The following is a 17,342-nucleotide window of genomic DNA, read 5'->3' as shown; positions in this document are numbered from 1 at the left end:
TGTCCAACGTCAGACCTGTGCCCACTGTCGTGCCGACGCCATCTGCCCGGCCACCCCCCCCACTGTCCGGCCACCCCTCCCACTGTCCGGACGACGTCCACTGTCCGGCCGACGCCCGCCGTCAGGCCGACGCCCGCTGTCCGGCCGACGCCCGCCGTCAGGTCTGCCAGGCGCCGTCGAGCATCAGGTCCCGTCCCGCCAGTTCGTTCACCTCGCGCCAGGCCTTGACGGTGTACGGCGTGATGCGCAGGTACACCCAGGCGGGACGCCCGCGCACGTCCCAGTCGAGCTTCCGGGCGAACGCGTCGCCCGAGTCGGCGGGGAGGTCGGCCCCCTCCACGACCTCGGCCGTTCCCTCGATCAGCACCACGTCGCGGGTGTGCCCCAGGGTGACCCTGACCTGCCCGGACGGTGTCACGTTGACCGCGGTCGGATTGGTGCGCCGGGTGGCCAGCAGCAGCGTGTCCCGGTCCCACACGAACGACAGCGGAACCAGGCACGGCACGCCGTCGGGCGTCGCCGTGGCCACCCAGACGTCCTCGTCCTTCTCCAGGCGACCGAGTACGTCCTGCTTGCGCTGTTCCAGGCCGCGGGCCGGCTCTCGTTCCGTCATGGCCCACACGCTAGCCAGCGGCACACGCCACCACATCCGCCGCCGGTCCTAGGCCCAGGGCCTGATGGCGCCGCCCGGCGTACCGCGACAGACTTCCGGCATGAACGAGGAACTCCCGCAGCCGGCCCGCCCGCCCGCCCCCGCCCGGGTGGACGCCTACCTGCAACGCATCGGTGCGGCCCGACCCGTCCGCGCAGACGCCGAGGCCCTGCGCGAGCTGCAGCTCCGGCACCTGGCGACCGTTCCCTTCGAGAACCTCTCGATCCACCTCGGACAGGACATCGTCCTGGAGGAGGAGAGGCTCGTCGACAAGATCGTGACGGACCGCCGCGGCGGCTTCTGCTACGAACTCAACGGCGCCTTCGCCTCACTGCTGCGAGGCCTCGGATTCCGGGTCACCCTCCTCCAGGCGCGGGTCTTCGGCGACGGCGGGCGCCTCGGTATCCCGTACGACCACGTGGCACTGCGCGTGGAGACCGACGACGGTACGGGGCCGTGGCTCGCCGATGTCGGGTTCGGCGACCACGCGCTGCACCCGCTCCAGCTGGATGTCCGCACCGAACAGGACGATCCCAGCGGCAGGTTCCGTCTCCGGGAGGCCCCGCAGGGCGACCTCGATCTGCTGCGCGACGGTTCGAGACAGTTCCGCCTGGATCTGCGGCCGCGTGTGCTGGCGGACTTCCGGGTGGGGTCGTGGTACCACCGCACCTCGCCGGACTCCCACTTCACCCGGTCCCTCATCTGCTCCCGGCGCACCGAGGACGGCCGGGTCACCCTGCGCAACCGCACTCTGATCAGCACCGTGCGGGGCGAGCGGCACGAGACGGAGCTGGGAGACGACGCCGAGGTGCTCGCCGCCTACCGCGACTACTTCGGGTTCGTGCTCGACCAATCGCCCGCAGTGCGACCGGCCCTGACTCCGTGACGGGCGCGGGGTGTGCGCAGGAGCCGGGGGCGCGGAGCGATGGGTGCGCACCGGAACCGGGCCGCTGAGGCAATACGGACCTTCGGTCACACCTGTGTACAGCGGCACACAGCTGGGCACAGGTCGGCACAACCCCTTCTGAGCTGCGGCGTTTGCCTCGAACGTAGCAACGGTGATCGAATGCGTATTCGTCGGCGGGCCGCTGTTCCGGCAACGACGTCCGGCTGTCAGGCCCGAGGTGAGAACCACCCCTGGGGAGTACGCACATGTTCGGCCGTCGGCGAGGCAACAGAGCGAAATCCGGTACCGCACAGAGCAGTACCGCCATAGGCCTCTCCATGCCGCACAACGCCGGAATGCTGAGCTGCCGAGTGCTGGATCCCGTCACCGAGGCCGTGCGTCAGGCCGACTTCGTCGTCACCGACAGCGTGGGCCGCAAGGTGGTCGGAGGGGAGACGGACCCGTTCGGGAACCTGGTAGCCACCGTCCCGGCGGGCGACTACCGCCTGGGTGTCACGGCCGAGGGCTTCACCCCCTTCCACGGCTCGGTCACCGTGGCCGAAGGGGGCCACGCGAGCCTCGGCGACGTCTCCCTCCAGGTGGCCCAGCCGCCGCAGCTCCCCGATCCGGGTGAATGGGAGATCGAGCCGGCACACACCCAGATCGGTTTCACCGCCCGTCACATCGGGATGGCCCGTATCCACGGAAGGTTCAACACCTTCGCCGGCGCCGTGCGGATCGCGGACCGCATGGAGGACTCCGCCATGCACGTCGTCATCGACGCCTCGTCGATCGACACGAACGTCCGGATGCGCGACGACCACCTGCGGTCCGGTGACTTCCTCGATGTCGAGCGCTACCCGACCCTCGAGTTCTACAGCGAGCGTTTCGTCCACCGCGGCGGAACGCGCTGGGGCGTCACGGGAGCGCTCACCCTGCACGGTGTGAGCCGCACCATCACCCTGGACACCCAGTACCTCGGTCTGGGCAACGGTCTGGAGGGCGAGACCCGGGCCGCATGCCGGGCCACCACCGAACTGCACCGCGAGGACTTCACGCTCACCTGGCAGACGATGCTGGCGCGCGGCATCGCCGTGGTCGGACCGAGCATCAACATCGAGATGGACATCCAGATCATCCCCACGACGAGCTGACTGCGCCGGCAGGCCGACGCACAGCCCCGAGGCACCTGGCAGGCCGACGCACGGCCCCGAGGCCCCGACATGCCGACGCACAGCCCCGAGGCTCCCCGACGCGCCGGCGTACAGCCCTGAAGCCACCGACGGGCAGATGCGCGCGGAACCGCGGCCCTGGAGCCCAGCACTCAGGCACGTGCAGAGCCGACATCTCCGGTGCACCGGTCCACGGCCACACCTCTCCGGGGCTCCGCGGGCTCTCCGGGGCTCTACGGGGCTTCGAGCCATCCCTCGTACTCCGCGGCGAACGCGTCGAGCGCCGCGGAGTCCAGACGTGCGGCCGGGTCCTCCACCACCACCAGCCACTGGGCGTCCTCGGCGTCGTCCTCGCCGGCCAGGGCGTCCCGGACCAGCTGCGGCTCCTCGCTGACCCCGAACCGGTCGTGGAGTTCTCCCGCGACCTCCTCGGCCGTGTCCCGGTCGGGCAGCACCAGCACATGTCTCACATCGCTCACCCGCTCATTCTCCGGCACGCCCGGGCGTGCCGGAGCGCCGGGGCGGCTGCCCCGCGGAGTTGTCACAGGGGCGTGGGATGCTGGACCGCGATGGCCACCAGACGCAGTTCCACCGATGATCCGCTCGCCCCCGTCACACTCGCCGTGGGCCAGGAGGACCTGCTCCTGGACCGTGCCGTGCAGTACGTGGTGGCCGCCGCGCGTGCCTCCGACGCAGACACGGACGTCCGCGACCTCACTCCGGACCAGCTCCAGCCCGGCACGCTCGCGGAGCTCACCAGCCCGTCCCTCTTCGCGGAGCGCAAGGTGGTGGTCGTGCGCAACGCGCAGGACCTCTCCGCCGACACCGTCAAGGACGTCAAGGCGTACCTGGGCGCCCCGGCCGAGGAGATCACCCTCGTGCTCCTGCACGCGGGCGGAGCCAAGGGCAAGAGCCTCCTGGACGCGGTGCGGAAGGCCGGGGCGCGTGAGGTGGCGTGCCCCAAGACCACCAAGCCGGCCGAGAGGCTGTCCTTCGTACGGTCGGAGTTCCGGGCGATCGGGCGCTCCGCGACACCCGAGGCGTGCCAGGCCCTGGTGGACTCCATCGGCAGCGACCTGCGGGAGCTGGCGAGCGCCGTCTCGCAGCTCGCCGCGGATGTCGAAGGCACCATCGACGAGGCCGTCGTCGGCCGCTACTACACGGGCCGGGCGGAGGCGTCCTCCTTCACCGTCGCCGACCGGGCCGTCGAGGGCCGGGCGGCGGAAGCGCTGGAGGCGCTGCGGTGGTCGCTGTCCACCGGTGTCGCTCCCGTCCTCATCACGAGCGCCCTCGCGCAGGGTGTGCGGGCGATCGGGAAGCTCTCCTCGGCCCGGGGCGGACGTCCGGCGGACCTGGCCCGTGAGCTCGGCATGCCGCCCTGGAAGATCGACCGGGTCCGCCAGCAGATGCGGGGATGGACACCGGACGGAGTCGCGGCGGCGCTGATCGCGGTCGCGGCGGCAGACGCGGGCGTCAAGGGCGGCGGGGACGACCCCGAGTACGCCCTGGAGAAGGCCGTGGTCGCCGTCGCCCGCGCGGCACGTTCCGGCGGTCGCTGAGCCGCCACCTTCTGGCAGCTGATGGCGGCCGCCGAGGCGAGACGCCCGCCAGCTGAGGCGCCACGCCCGCCCGCCGAGGCGCGCCACCCCCTGAAGCTGAGGCGCCACGCCCGGCCGGCGCCGGGGCGTACGCGGCGCCGAGGCGTACGCGGGTCGGGCCCGGGGCCGGACATGGTCCCCGCACGCACGAAGGCCCCGGCCGTCGTCCTGGGGAGGACATCGGCCGGGGCCTTCGGGTGACACATGGTGCGCCGCACCCGCGTGGCGAACGCAGGTTCGGTGTGCGGCGCGGGGTGCCGGTCAGGAGCGGGAGAGAGGGCCCGCTGCGTCCGTTCCGGCGATCACATCAGTAGCTCAGCCCTGGAGGGCGGCAACCTTGAGCGCCAGCGCCGACTTCTTGTTGGCGGCGGCGTTCTTGTGGATGACACCCTTCGAGACAGCCTTGTCGAGCTGGCGGGAGGCGTCACGGACGGCCACAGTGGCCTTCTCGACGTCACCGGCAGCGGCAGCCTCGCGGGCCTTGCGGATCGAGGTCTTGAGCGAGGACTTGACGGCCTTGTTGCGCAGGCGCGCCTTCTCGTTCGTCTTGTTCCGCTTGATCTGGGACTTGATGTTCGCCACGAAAGAGCCTTTTCAGGTTCGTTGGATCTCCTATGTGCGCCACGCCGCTTCTGAGGGCCACGAGGCACAGCTGCCCACGGTAGCAGTCACCCTCGGACCGGCCCAAACCGGTCCTGGCCCCGCAGGCGTGGGACCATGGAGGCTACGTATCGATCCGTCCGACCCGACTTCGACCCGAGACACGGCGTCCGGCGTCTCAAGAATCAGGACCCTGCGTGCCCGCGACTCCTACCAACGTGCCCGAGCCGAGCCGTACCGACCCGGCGCTGATCCGCAATTTCTGCATCATCGCGCACATCGACCACGGCAAGTCGACTCTTGCCGACCGGATGCTTCAGCTGACGGGAGTGGTCGATCAGCGGCAGATGCGCGCCCAGTACCTCGACCGGATGGACATCGAGCGCGAGCGCGGCATCACCATCAAGTCCCAGGCGGTCCGTCTGCCGTGGGCGCCCACCGACGGTGAGGACAAGGGCGCGACCCACATCCTCAACATGATCGACACCCCGGGCCACGTGGACTTCACCTACGAGGTCTCCCGCTCCCTGGCGGCGTGCGAGGGCACCGTCCTGCTGGTCGACGCGGCCCAGGGCATCGAGGCGCAGACGCTGGCCAACCTCTACCTGGCGATGGAGAACGACCTCACCATCGTCCCGGTGCTCAACAAGATCGACCTGCCCGCCGCGCAGCCCGAGAAGTTCTCCGAGGAGCTGGCCAACCTCATCGGCTGCCAGCCCGAGGACGTGCTCAAGGTCTCCGCGAAGACCGGCGTCGGTGTGGACGCGCTGCTCGACCGGGTCGTCCGCGACGTCCCGGCCCCGGTCGGCCGGGCGGACGCCCCCGCCCGGGCGATGATCTTCGACTCGGTCTACGACGCGTACCGCGGTGTCGTCACCTACGTCAGGGTCGTGGACGGTCAGCTGAGCAAGCGCGAGCGCATCAAGATGATGTCGACGGGCGCCACCCACGAGCTGCTGGAGATCGGTGTCTCCTCCCCGGAGATGACCCCGGCCGACGGCATCGGCGTGGGTGAGGTCGGCTACATCATCACCGGCGTGAAGGACGTCCGGCAGTCCAAGGTCGGTGACACCATCACCTCCCTGAACAAGGGGGCGACCGAGGCGCTGGGCGGCTACAAGGACCCCAAGCCGATGGTGTTCTCGGGGCTCTACCCCCTGGACGGATCCGACTACCCGGACCTGCGCGAGGCCCTCGACAAGCTTCAGCTCAACGACGCCGCACTGGTGTACGAGCCGGAGACCTCGGCCGCGCTCGGTTTCGGCTTCCGCGTGGGCTTCCTCGGCCTGCTGCACCTCGACGTCGTCCGTGAGCGCCTGGAGCGCGAGTTCGGTCTGGAGCTCATCGCCACCGCCCCCAACGTGGTCTACCGCGTGGAGATGGAGGACGGCTCCGAGCACATCGTGACCAACCCGAGCGAGTTCCCCGAGGGCAAGATCGACAAGGTGCACGAGCCGGTCGTGCGGGCCACGGTCCTGGCGCCCAGCGAGTTCATCGGCGCCATCATGGAGCTCTGCCAGAACCGGCGCGGCACCCTTCTCGGCATGGACTACCTCTCCGAGGACCGGGTCGAGATCCGCTACACCCTGCCGCTCGCCGAGATCGTCTTCGACTTCTTCGACCAGCTGAAGTCCAAGACCCGCGGCTACGCCTCGCTCGACTACGAGCCCACGGGCGAGCAGTCCGCCCAGCTCGTCAAGGTCGACATCCTGCTGCACGGCGACAAGGTGGACGCCTTCTCGGCGGTCACGCACAAGGACAAGGCGTACGCGTACGGTGTCCGCCTCGTCGCCAAGCTGCAGAAGCTCATCCCCCGGCAGAACTTCGAGGTGCCGATCCAGGCGGCCATCGGCTCCCGGGTCATCGCCCGTGAGACCGTCCGCGCCATCCGCAAGGACGTCCTCGCCAAGTGCTACGGCGGTGACATCTCCCGTAAGCGGAAGCTGCTGGAGAAGCAGAAGGAAGGCAAGAAGCGGATGAAGATGGTCGGCAACGTGGAGGTGCCGCAGGACGCGTTCATCTCCGTCCTGTCGACCGACGAGTCTGCCGGTGAGGCCAAGGCGAAGAAGTAGCGCCGGCCCCGTCCTGCCCGGACCGCCCGGGAGTACGTTTCCGGACGTACCCGGGAGTAGCCCAACTGGCCCCTGTGCCGCGGACATCCGCCGCACAGGGGCCCGGTTCGTTATCAAGCGGCTGCCTGTTGCCTCTTACGTGACGGTCCCGGGCGCTCTACTCTGATCACCACCCGTTAGTTACTCGCCAGTTAAACAAGCAGGCCGAGCGGGAACGAGAAGCAGGACATACAAGCAGCAGCACCCATAAGCCGGTCGTAGCAATGCCGCAGGCCCGGAGGACGTCGTGAGCGACACACAGACCTTGATCGATAGCCGACCGCCCTCCGTGGCGACCCTCTTCATCGACCGCGTGAAGGCCACCCCGGACGGCGAGGCGTACCGCTTCCCCGTGCCGGCCGCCTCGGGCCAGGGTCCGGACGAATGGAAGTCGCTGACCTGGGCGCAGGCCGCCGAGAGGGTCGACGCCATCGCGGCCGGTCTGATCAGCCTGGGTGTCCGGCCGGAGGAGCGTGTCGCACTCGCCTCCTCCACCCGGGTCGAGTGGATCCTCGCCGACCTCGGCGTGATGTGCGCGGGCGCCGCGACGACGACGGTCTACCCGTCGACGAACACCGAGGAGTCCGCCTTCATCCTGGCCGACTCCGACAGCCGTGTGCTGATCGCCGAGGACGCCGCACAGCTGGCGAAGGCCCGCGAGAGCCGGGCGTCGCTGCCGGACCTGGCCCATGTCGTCGTCATCGACCCGGCCGGCGCCGGGCAGGTGGAGGGCGATCCCGAGGGGTGGGTCCTCACGCTGGCCGAGCTCGAGGCCCGGGGTGTCGAGTACCTGGTGAAGAACCCCGACGCGATCACCGAGCGGGTCGCCGCCATCACGGCGGACCAGCTGGCGACGCTGATCTACACCTCGGGCACCACCGGCCGTCCCAAGGGTGTGCGGCTGCCGCACGACAACTGGTCGTACATGGCCAAGGCGACCGTCTCCACCGGGATGATCAATTCAGACGACGTCCAGTACCTCTGGCTGCCGCTCGCCCACGTGTTCGGCAAGGTCCTCACGTCCGGCCAGATCGAGGTCGGTCACGTCACCGCGGTCGACGGCCGCGTGGACAAGATCATCGAGAACCTCCCGGTGGTCCGGCCGACCTACATGGCGGCCGTGCCCCGCATCTTCGAGAAGGTCTACAACGGGGTCGCCGCCAAGGCGCGCGCGGGCGGCGGTGCCAAGTACAAGATCTTCCAGTGGGCGGCGGAGGTCGCCCGCGAGCACGCGAAGGTGTCGCAGGACAACTTCCGCCGGACCGGCAAGGCCTCCGTCCCCTTCGGCCTCGGAGCCAAGCACAAGGTCGCCGACACCCTCGTCTTCGCGAAGATCAGGGAAGCCTTCGGAGGCCGGCTCCGGGCCTGCATCTCCGGCTCCGCCGCGCTCGCCCCCGACATCGGCCTCTTCTTCGCGGGCGCGGGCATCCACATCCTGGAGGGCTACGGCCTCACCGAGTCCAGCGCCGCCTCGTTCGTCAACCCGGGCGAGGCCTACCGCACCGGAACGGTCGGCAAGCCGCTCCCCGGCACCGAGGTCCGCATCGCGGACGACGGCGAGATCCTGCTGCGCGGCCCCGGGCTCATGGAGGGGTACCACCGGCTGCCCGAGAAGACCGCCGAGGTGCTGGAGTCCGACGGCTGGTTCCACACCGGCGACATCGGCGAGCTCTCCCAGGACGGCTACCTGCGGATCACCGACCGCAAGAAGGACCTGATCAAGACGTCCGGAGGCAAGTACATCGCCCCTGCGGAGGTCGAGGGCCAGTTCAAGGCGGTCTGCCCGTTCGTCTCGAACATCCTGGTGCACGGCGCGGACCGTAACTTCTGCACCGCCCTCATCGCGCTCGACGAGCCGACGATCCTCGGCTGGGCCGAGGAGAACGGCATGGGCGGCAAGCCGTATGCCGACGTGGTCGCCTCCCCGCAGGCCGTGGAGCTCATCGAGGGCTATGTGAAGCGGCTCAACGAGGGTCTCCAGCGCTGGCAGACCATCAAGAAGTTCCGGCTGCTCCCGCGCGACCTCGACATCGAGCACGGCGAGCTGACGCCCAGCCTCAAGCTGAAGAGGCCGGTCGTGGAGCGCGAGTACAGGGGCCTCATCGACGACATGTACGCGGGTTCCCGCGAGGCGTAGCAAGCCGAGGAGTTCGTCCGGCCGGGGCCGGTGGGTGCGGGAGCGCCCACCGGCCCCGGCCCCGTTCCTGCTCCGACTCCCGCCACTTGCGTCACTCGCCGCTTATGGGCACGCCCGGTCTGTCACTCTGTCGGGATACGTCAGCGGCGTTTCGCGAGACCGTCAGGAGCCGCACCGTGGGGCCCATTCCCTTGCAGCGGGACATCGTTCAGCGTCCCGGCACTGTCATCGCAGGTCAGGGCGGGGACGCGCGTCCGGTCGCGCGTACGAGCCTGCCCGGAATCCCGCAGGCGTCGGCCGCCGCCCGCAGATTCGTCCGGGCGGCGCTCGGCGACTGGACGGGGCTCGGCCTGCCGTCCACCGGCGAGTTCGGTGAACGGCTCACCGACGACGCGCTGACCGTGGCCAGCGAGCTGGTCACCAACGCGGTCGTGCACGCCGGTACGACGGTCGAGCTCCTCCTCCGGCTGGAGGACTCGGCCGGACCCGAGCCGGCCGCGCTGGTGCTGGAGATCACCGACCACCACCCCGCCCGGTCGGTACGCGACGGCCGTGCCGAGCGGCCCGACCCCGCCGAGTACGGCCGGGGGCTTCAGCTCGTCGCCACGCTCGCCGAATCGTGGGGCATCACCTACCGCACCGGACTCAAGACCGTCTGGGCCCGGCTCCTGGGCGACGACCGCTACGGAATGCCCGATGCCCCGCCGGCCGACGGCGCCTCCCGCGGGCGCGTGCCGCGCGTCGGCGGGGCCCTCGCCCCCGCGGCCGGGCACGCCGCACGCGACGACGCGGGGTGGGCCGGGCGCGGCGGGCTCTCCTTCCTGGCCGAGGCCTCCGGCCTGCTCGCGGGCCAGCTCGACGAGGACCTGGTGGCCTCGATCGCGGGCCCGCTCCTGGTGCCCCGGCTCGCCGACTGGTGTGCGATATGGCTGGAGAGCGAGAGCGGCGGCCCGGCGGCGGTGCCCCGGCTCGCGGGGGTCTGGCACAGCGACGAGGCGCGGACCGCGCTGCTGCGTCCCGCACTGGAGAAGGAGCCGCTCCGCTTACCCGGAAGCGTCGGTACGGGCCCCGTTCCCATGCCCTGGCCCGGAGGGGCCACCGCGGAGCGCGGGGACGGCACGGGGGCCGCTCTGGCCCACCGCATCATCTCCGGCGGACGGACGCTCGGCGCCGTCCTCGTGGGCCGCGAGGGCACCGACCACATCCCCGACGAGGTCGCCGCCCTCCTCGCGGACTTCGTACGGCGGGTCGGCCTCGCGGTGGGGGCTGCCCGCGCCTACACCCGCCAGGCCACGATCAGCCGGATCCTGCAGCGCGGCCTGCTGCCCAGCAAGGTCGCCGAGATACCGGGGGTCACCAGCGCGCTGGTATACGAGCCCGGTGACGACGGCGTGGTCGGCGGCGACTTCTACGACCTGTTCCCGTGCCCCGGCGGCCGCTGGTGCTTCGTCCTCGGAGACGTCCAGGGCAGCGGCCCCGAGGCCGCCGTCGTCACGGGCCTCGCCCGCCCCTGGCTGCGCCTGCTGTCCAGGGAGGGCTTCCGCGTCGGCGAGGTCCTCGACCGCCTCAACCGGCTTCTCCTGGACGACGCCATGGAAGCGGCGGAGGCCGCGGCCCTCATGGTCGCGGCGGCGGGCGGCCAGCAGATCCAGGACGGCGGACAGATGCAGGACGGTTCCCAGTCCCGCTTCCTGTCCCTCCTGTACGGCGACCTCGTGCCGCTCCCGGACGGTGGCGTGCGCTGCACCGTGGCGAGCGCCGGCCACCCCCTCCCGCTGCTGCTGCGCCCCGACGGTTCCGTACGCCCGGCCGCGGAGTCACAGGTGCTGCTCGGAGTCGTCGAGGACGTCGCGTACGGGAGCCAGAGCTTCGACCTGGAACCGGGCGACAGCCTGCTCTGTGTCACCGACGGGGTGACGGAGCGGCGCTCGGGGCGGCTGATGTTCGACGACGACGACGGCCTCGCGCGGGTCCTGGCCGGCTGCGCGGGGCTTCCTGCCGCCGGGATAGCGGACCGGATCAAGCAGGCCGTCCACACCTTCGCCGAGCGTCCGCCCGACGACGACCTGGCCCTGCTCGTGATCCAGGTCGACGAGGAACGGCGCACGTCTGTCAGGGGCAGCTCCGGCGGCGAGTGACAATGGACGGTATGCCTTCCGTACTGCCCGATGGTGAGCCCGTGCCCGACGACGGGGCGCTGCCCCGCCACGCCCTGGAAGGCGCCGCCGGCCGGCCGCTCGGCTTCTACCTGCACGTGCCCTACTGCGCCACCCGCTGCGGCTACTGCGACTTCAACACCTACACCGCGACCGAGCTGCGCGGTTCCGGCGGCGCCCTCGCGTCCCGGGACAACTACGCGGCCCATCTGGTCGAGGAGGTGCGCCAGGCCCGCAAGGTGCTGGGCGACGACCCCCGGCCGGTCCGCACGGTCTTCGTCGGAGGCGGTACGCCCACGCTGCTGCCCGCCGCCGACCTCGTCCGGATGCTCGCGGCGATCCGTGAGGAGTTCGGGCTGGCCGAGGACGCCGAGATCACCACGGAGGCCAACCCGGAGTCCGTGGATCCGGCGTACCTCGCGGCGCTGAGGGAGGGCGGCTTCAACCGGGTCTCCTTCGGCATGCAGAGCGCCCGGCAGCACGTCCTGAAGGTCCTGGACCGCACCCATACGCCCGGCAGGCCCGAGGCCTGTGTCGCCGAGGCCCGCGCGGCGGGATTCGAGCACGTCAACCTCGACCTGATCTACGGGACGCCCGGCGAGTCCGACGACGACTGGCGGGCCTCCCTGGACGCGGCGATCGGCGCAGGACCCGACCACGTGTCGGCGTACGCGCTGATCGTCGAGGAGGGGACCCAGCTGGCCCGCCGCATCCGCCGCGGCGAGGTCCCGATGACGGACGACGACGTCCACGCGGACCGGTACCTGATCGCGGACGAGGCGATGGCGGCGGCGGGATTCTCCTGGTACGAGGTGTCGAACTGGGCCCGTACGCCGGAGGGCCGCTGCCTGCACAACGAGCTGTACTGGCGCGGGGCCGACTGGTGGGGTGCCGGGCCCGGGGCGCACAGCCACGTCGGCGGGGTGCGCTGGTGGAACGTCAAGCACCCCGGCGCCTACGCGCAGGCCCTGGCCGAGGGCCGCTCGCCCGGAGCCGGCCGTGAGGTGCTCGGCGACGAGGACCGGCGGGTCGAGCGCATCCTGCTGGAGCTGCGCCTCGTCGAGGGCTGCCCGCTCTCGCTGCTCGCCCCCGCCGGGCTCGCGGCGGCCGGGCGTGCGGTGGAGGACGGGCTGCTGGAACCCGGGCCGTACGGTGAGGGCCGGGCGGTCCTCACCCTGCGCGGCCGCCTGCTGGCCGACGCCGTCGTGCGGGACCTGGTGGACTGACCGGGGCCCGCGTCCCGACAGGCCCGGGAGAGGGCAGGAGCCCCGGACCCGGGCTCAGGAGCCACGGACCGGGGACGGAGCCCCGGACCCGGGCAGCGGAGACGGCGAGCGGCAGGGGCTTCCGGGAGCCCCCTACGGCACCGGGCAGTCCGCGCGGGTGAGCGGAGTCCGGTCACCCGCCGCCCGGCCGCACACGAGACGGCTCTGCGCGTCCGGGCCCGGCCGTGTCACCTCGACGATGTTCAGGCCGTGCACCTTCTGGTCGGCGTACGGAATCGTCCCCCGGAAGGTGATGGTCCCGGTCGGCATGTCGTGCAGGGCCACCGAGTAGAGCGTCGCCCAGGTCTCCGCCGCGCTCTGCGGGGTGTCGCCGCGGGTCGCGGCCGCGTAGAGGGCGGCCGTCGCCTGGTAGGAGATGACGGTCTGCCCGCTGGCGAACAGCATGTCCTCGTACGGGCGCTCCTTCGGCAGCGTGGGCAGCTGCCGACCCGCGGGGAGCAGCGACTGCAGGGCCTTGCGGGAGTCCGCGTAGAACGACCGGCCGCCGCCCCGGCTCATGGGCGCGAGGGCGCCGTAGTAGAGCGTGACCTTGTCGGCGAGCTTCGTCGCGTCGTCGAAGCGCGCCTTGGCCAGGTCGTCCCCGGTGAAGACCGTGATGGCCTTGTCCGAGCAGCCGGCGGTCTGCCCGAGGCCGGACATCAGCGTATTGACGTCCTCGACCCGGCCGGCGAAGTACAGGGCGTCGGGCACGCGCTCCGCACCGCAGATCGCGTGCAGGGGCGCGTCGAGATTGGCGGAGCCGCCGTTCCTGGACAGGGAGTACTGGGTGTCGGCGGCCAGGGTGAAGCCCGTCCGCTTCAGCATCTCCAGACCCACCCTGCGCTGTTCGGTGGTGTAGCGGTCCTTGTCCTCGTTGGCCACCTTCCTGGACAGGACGACCGCCTGTGGATCGTCCAGCCTGTCCGCCAGCTGGCCGGCGACCAGCCCGACGGCGTCCGCCTGCTCCTCGTCGGTCGCGGCGAGGCCGAAGTAGTTCGGGTACTCGCGGGCCAGGTCGCTGCCGGAGTTCGTGGTGTCCACCAGGGGCAGCCCGGCGCGCTGGAGGAGCCCGGTGGCGGCCGCGTTCTCGGTGGTGTTGCGGCCGAGGCCCACCACACCCACGACAGTGGGGTCCCGCCGGGCGACCTCGACGATCTTCCTGACCGCCGTCGTCTGCCGCAGCATGTCCTGGCCGCCGTTGGCCGTCAGCACCCGGAGTTTGACGGAACGATTCGCCGTGTCGTTGACGAACCGCTGGTGGAGGTAGACACCGGTCAGCTCCTCCAGCCCCTTGCGGGTGTCCTCCCTGTTCGCGTCGGTGCCGGTGAGCGGGCCCGCGTAGACGACGGTGACACGCGGTTCGTCCGCGCCGATGCCGGCGTTCTGCTCCCTTATCGCCTGCTCGATCCGCTCGAAGGTGACGCCCTCGCCCACCCCGTTCAGCTGCAGGGTGTTGCCCGCGGCGAACCGCACCTCCGAAGCCGTCGCCACCCCTATGCACTCCTTGGTGCCGCTCGGGCCTGCCACTCTGACCGCGTCCGTGCTGCGTCCGGCGAGCGGGCCGTAGCAGTACGTCTCCTTCCAGTGCTCGCTCCACAGGAAGGTCCCCAACAGGGCGCAGACCAGCACCAGGGCCGTCGTCTTCCCCGACATCACCCACCACGCCCAGGTGCGTCGCACGCGGTGCGTGACGAGCTGGGCGTGTGCGTGCTCATGGGTCAGCTGCCCGGTGGACAGGGGGAGCCGCAGTACCCACGCCAGCCTGACGGCCGCCGCGGGCGCCTGGCCGACGCTCAGGTCGTCGACCCAGGTCTCGTACCGCGCGCGGGCTCCCGACCGGGCAGGGCTGTTGGCGGGCGGCTCCGGGGGCAGCGGCGGGGTGTGCCGCATGATGCGGTCGGCCGGCAGGGAGGCCAGGAGCAGCAGCGGGTCCACCTCGCTGCGCCGCGAGCGGACGTTGTTGATGGCGTTGATCAGCAGGATGCCGCCGTTGTCCTGGGTGGCGGTGGGCAGGAAGACCACCGGCGGGACCGTGCGCTTGCTGCGCCGCCAGTCCGGGGCGTGCGGCCGGTAGCAGTCCAGGAGGTCCTCCAGCAGCGCCTGGACCCGCAGCTCCAGATGGAACTGGCGCGCGTGCTCGTCGCCCGCCCCCGCGTCGGCGACCCGCTCGGCGACGGCGGCGGCGCGCGCCCGGATCACCCGCCAGGATCCGCTCGGGGAGAACCTCGACCAGCCGTCCGAGGGATACCCGGTGCTGGACGCGGCCAGTGACGACGTGGTCGCCAGCCACCTGCTGGCCGGGCGCAGCCACAGCAGCGGCGGCGCCGCCCTGGTCAGCAGCCGTACGACCGCCAGGCCGAGCAGGGCCGCGGCGGCGACCACGGCGGTGAGCAGCCAGCCGATCTCACCCAGCAGGACGCTGAGCACGGCGATGAAGACGGCCCCCAGGAACGTCTCGGGCCGGACCGATGCGCGCAGCGAGTCCCACCAGGTGCGCCCCGACCGGTTGGCCCGCCAGCGCAGGCTGCCCAGCTGTTCGAGGATCCGCTCGTCGCGTTCACGGGCGGAGCCCCGGTCCGGCTGCGCGACGACCGCGGCGGTGGCCTGCTCGATGGCGGCGAGCAGCCGGGAACGGGGAAAGGCGAAGGGCTTGTACTGCGAGGTGCCCCGGGTCTCCCAGGGCCGCTCGCTGAGCGTGCGGACCATGGAGAGCGCCGCGTCGTACGGGGTGACGCCGCTGCCGTCGACCAGCTTCACCGGGACCCGGCGCAGCTGGTTCGCCCGGTGGACCTGGTGGACGATCTGCTGGACCCGCCCGTCGATCTCCTGGCCGGCGGAGGCGTCCTCCGCCTGCGCCACGACCAGGGGCATCACCGGCCGGTTGACCCGGTACTGGTCGATCAGTTCCTGCATGAGGTGGAAGACGGCGGAGGCCGCCTCGTTCTCCGCACTGTCCCGCCACACTTCGCGCGTCATCCGCCCCCGTGCCTTCCCACCGCCCTGCCGTGCAGTCACCCCTCAATAACGGATGGTGCGCGGGCGGCGCAGGTGTTCACGGGGATCGGTACCGGATCCTCCTCAACCCTTTCCGGACATCAGGAAGGAAGAGTGACGAAGTCGATCAATTCCTCCACGCGGCCCAGGAGTTGAGGCTCCAGGTCCTTGTACGAGCCGACCTTGGAGAGAATGTGCTGCCAGGCCGCACCGGTGTTCTCCGGCCAGCCCAGGGCCCGGCACACGCCCGTCTTCCAGTCCTGGCCGCGCGGCACCGCCGGCCACCCGGGGATGCCCACGGACGACGGCTTCACCGCCTCCCAGACGTCGATGTACGGGTGCCCCACCACCAGCACGTGCCCGTCGGTGACCTGAGCGGCGATCCGGGACTCCTTGGACCCGGGCACCAGATGGTCGACCAGGACGCCCAGCCGGGCGTCCGGGCCGGGCGCGAACTCCCGCACGATCGCCGGGAGGTCGTCGATCCCCTCCAGGTACTCCACCACCACGCCCTCGATGCGCAGGTCGTCGCCCCACACCCGCTCGACGAGCTCGGCGTCGTGCCGCCCCTCCACGTAGATCCGGCCGGTCCGCGCCACCCGTGCCCGGGCCCCGGGCACCGCCACCGACCCGGAGGCCGTGCGCGACGGACGGACAGGACCGCCGGCCGACGGGCGTACGAGGGTGACCACCTTCCCCTCCAGCAGGAAACCGCGCGGCTCCATGGGGAACACCCGCTGCTTGCCGAAGCGGTCCTCGAGCGTGACCACCGGCCCCTCGGCGGTCTTCTCGCACCGGATCACCGCCCCGCAGAAGCCGGTGGCGGCCTCCTCGACGACCAGGTCGGGCTCGGCGGGGACCTCGGGGACGGGGGCGGACTTCTTCCACGGCGGAGTCAGGTCCGGCTGGTAGCTGCGCATGGCACGACGATAGACGCGGGCCCTTTCACGACACGCCGAAGCGGGAGGCCAGCTGTTCGCGCTGCGCCCGCACGAAAGCCGCGTCCACCACCGCCCCGTGCCCCGGCACGTACAGCGCGTCCTCGCCGCCCAGCTCCAGCAGGCGGTCCAGCGCGGCCGGCCAGTGCGAGGGGACGGCGTCACGGCCCGCCTGCGGTTCGCCGGACTCCTCGACCAGGTCGCCGCAGAGCACCACGACGGGGGAGCCCGGCACCAGCACCGCGAGATCGTGGCCGCTGTGACCGGGCCCCACGTTGGCCAGCAGCACCTGGAGTCCGCCGCCGAGATCGAGCGTCCACTCGCCGCTCACCTGGTGCCGCGGTGCCACCAGGGCGTCCGCGGCCGCCGTGGCGTCGGCCTCGCTCATCCCGTGCCGCAGCGCGTCCGCGCGCAGCTCCTCGGCGCCTCGCCCCAGCAGTTCCGCCGTGCCGACCGCCCCGTACACCTCCGCCCCGGAGAAGGCCGCGGTGCCCAGCACGTGGTCGAAGTGCGGATGGCTCAGTGCGATATGCGTCACCCTCCGGCCCAGCAGGCCCTCCGCCTGGGTCCGCAACTCGACGCCTTCCCGGAGCGTCGAACCGGTGTCGTAGAGCAGCACGCCGTCCGCGCCCGCCACCAGCGCGACGGTCGCGTCCCACCCGGGGAGGCGGCGCCGCCCCGTACCGTTGCCCAACCGCTCCCAGCCGAACTCTTCCCAACAGACGTCCATGAGGCGACGCTATCGGCAACGACCTGCGCGGTCCGGCGACGGCGTGGCCGGTCGCCCTTGCCCCGGGCCCACCCTCCCCCCGTACACTGACCGGGGGGATTGC

Annotated in this window: 13 protein-coding genes; 7 read left to right on the top strand and 6 right to left on the bottom strand. The window is 71.6% G+C overall.

Annotation, left to right across the window (positions count from 1 at the left end):
• Positions 1 to 157 precede the first annotated feature (157 nt).
• On the bottom strand, positions 158 to 613 hold the full coding sequence (locus tag ACFUNE_RS00915; RefSeq protein ID WP_383560801.1) for a pyridoxamine 5'-phosphate oxidase family protein: 456 nt from the start codon (positions 611 to 613) through the stop codon (positions 158 to 160).
• A 100-nt stretch (positions 614 to 713) separates the two neighbouring features.
• Here ACFUNE_RS00915 and ACFUNE_RS00910 point away from each other — a divergent pair, with 100 nt between their 5' ends.
• Positions 714 to 1,538, top strand: coding sequence for an arylamine N-acetyltransferase (locus ACFUNE_RS00910; RefSeq protein ID WP_383560798.1), 825 nt, complete (start codon positions 714 to 716; stop codon positions 1,536 to 1,538).
• 266 nt (positions 1,539 to 1,804) lie between these two features.
• Positions 1,805 to 2,692: a YceI family protein gene (locus ACFUNE_RS00905; protein ID WP_383560796.1), complete on the top strand. Its 888-nt coding sequence runs from the start codon at positions 1,805 to 1,807 to the stop codon at positions 2,690 to 2,692.
• Positions 2,693 to 2,943: 251 nt separating this feature from the next.
• On the opposite strand, the gene ACFUNE_RS00900 is transcribed toward ACFUNE_RS00905, so the two are convergent.
• Positions 2,944 to 3,189: a hypothetical protein gene (locus tag ACFUNE_RS00900; protein WP_383560793.1), complete on the bottom strand. Its 246-nt coding sequence runs from the start codon at positions 3,187 to 3,189 to the stop codon at positions 2,944 to 2,946.
• Between the two features lie 90 nt (positions 3,190 to 3,279).
• On the opposite strand from ACFUNE_RS00900, the gene holA reads away from it, so the two are divergent.
• Positions 3,280 to 4,269 carry a DNA polymerase III subunit delta gene (gene holA, locus ACFUNE_RS00895; RefSeq protein WP_383560790.1) on the top strand — a complete coding sequence of 330 codons (990 nt, stop codon included), beginning with the start codon at positions 3,280 to 3,282 and terminating at the stop codon, positions 4,267 to 4,269.
• Positions 4,270 to 4,623: 354 nt separating this feature from the next.
• On the opposite strand, the gene rpsT is transcribed toward holA, so the two are convergent.
• Positions 4,624 to 4,890 (bottom strand): 30S ribosomal protein S20, encoded by a 267-nt coding sequence (rpsT, locus tag ACFUNE_RS00890; protein WP_014156344.1) that lies wholly within the window; start codon positions 4,888 to 4,890, stop codon positions 4,624 to 4,626.
• A 215-nt stretch (positions 4,891 to 5,105) separates the two neighbouring features.
• Between rpsT and lepA the strand changes: the two genes are divergently transcribed.
• The 4 genes from lepA to hemW all read left to right on the top strand — a co-directional run bounded on the left by lepA (position 5,106) and on the right by hemW (position 12,538).
• Positions 5,106 to 6,980 (top strand): translation elongation factor 4, encoded by a 1,875-nt coding sequence (lepA, locus tag ACFUNE_RS00885; RefSeq protein WP_383560786.1) that lies wholly within the window; start codon positions 5,106 to 5,108, stop codon positions 6,978 to 6,980.
• A gap of 286 nt (positions 6,981 to 7,266) precedes the next feature.
• The gene (locus tag ACFUNE_RS00880; RefSeq protein WP_383560783.1) at positions 7,267 to 9,156 is read left to right on the top strand and encodes an AMP-dependent synthetase/ligase; all 1,890 of its coding nucleotides are present in this window, start codon (positions 7,267 to 7,269) and stop codon (positions 9,154 to 9,156) included.
• A 176-nt stretch (positions 9,157 to 9,332) separates the two neighbouring features.
• Positions 9,333 to 11,294, top strand: a complete 1,962-nt coding sequence (locus ACFUNE_RS00875) for a SpoIIE family protein phosphatase (RefSeq protein ID WP_383560781.1) — start codon at positions 9,333 to 9,335, stop codon at positions 11,292 to 11,294.
• An 11-nt stretch (positions 11,295 to 11,305) separates the two neighbouring features.
• The gene (gene hemW / locus ACFUNE_RS00870) at positions 11,306 to 12,538 is read left to right on the top strand and encodes a radical SAM family heme chaperone HemW (protein ID WP_383560779.1); all 1,233 of its coding nucleotides are present in this window, start codon (positions 11,306 to 11,308) and stop codon (positions 12,536 to 12,538) included.
• Positions 12,539 to 12,670: 132 nt separating this feature from the next.
• Here the strand turns inward: hemW and ACFUNE_RS00865 are convergent, their stop codons facing one another.
• From ACFUNE_RS00865 to ACFUNE_RS00855, 3 genes are all read right to left on the bottom strand, one after another.
• Positions 12,671 to 15,553, bottom strand: a complete 2,883-nt coding sequence (locus ACFUNE_RS00865; protein ID WP_383560776.1) for an ABC transporter substrate-binding protein — start codon at positions 15,551 to 15,553, stop codon at positions 12,671 to 12,673.
• 119 nt (positions 15,554 to 15,672) lie between these two features.
• Positions 15,673 to 16,491 (bottom strand): DUF3097 domain-containing protein, encoded by an 819-nt coding sequence (locus ACFUNE_RS00860; protein WP_383560774.1) that lies wholly within the window; start codon positions 16,489 to 16,491, stop codon positions 15,673 to 15,675.
• A 25-nt stretch (positions 16,492 to 16,516) separates the two neighbouring features.
• On the bottom strand, positions 16,517 to 17,239 hold the full coding sequence (locus ACFUNE_RS00855; protein WP_383560772.1) for an MBL fold metallo-hydrolase: 723 nt from the start codon (positions 17,237 to 17,239) through the stop codon (positions 16,517 to 16,519).
• Positions 17,240 to 17,342 lie beyond the last annotated feature (103 nt).

The organism is Streptomyces sp. NPDC057287 (assembly GCF_042667905.1).
In the GTDB taxonomy this organism is placed as follows: Bacteria; Actinomycetota; Actinomycetes; order Streptomycetales; family Streptomycetaceae; genus Streptomyces.
Note: the sequence above shows the minus strand (reverse complement) of the source record. Positions and strands in the feature narration are given on the sequence as shown.

Coding starts and splice junctions, on each gene's coding strand:
- ACFUNE_RS00860 (WP_383560774.1), bottom strand. CDS start 16,491: ATGCGCAGCTACCAGCCGGACCTGACTCCGCCGTGGAAGAAGTCCGCC.
- ACFUNE_RS00905 (WP_383560796.1), top strand. CDS start 1,805: ATGTTCGGCCGTCGGCGAGGCAACAGAGCGAAATCCGGTACCGCACAG.
- hemW (WP_383560779.1), top strand. CDS start 11,306: ATGCCTTCCGTACTGCCCGATGGTGAGCCCGTGCCCGACGACGGGGCG.
- ACFUNE_RS00855 (WP_383560772.1), bottom strand. CDS start 17,239: ATGGACGTCTGTTGGGAAGAGTTCGGCTGGGAGCGGTTGGGCAACGGT.
- holA (WP_383560790.1), top strand. CDS start 3,280: ATGGCCACCAGACGCAGTTCCACCGATGATCCGCTCGCCCCCGTCACA.
- ACFUNE_RS00865 (WP_383560776.1), bottom strand. CDS start 15,553: ATGACGCGCGAAGTGTGGCGGGACAGTGCGGAGAACGAGGCGGCCTCC.
- ACFUNE_RS00915 (WP_383560801.1), bottom strand. CDS start 613: ATGACGGAACGAGAGCCGGCCCGCGGCCTGGAACAGCGCAAGCAGGAC.
- ACFUNE_RS00910 (WP_383560798.1), top strand. CDS start 714: ATGAACGAGGAACTCCCGCAGCCGGCCCGCCCGCCCGCCCCCGCCCGG.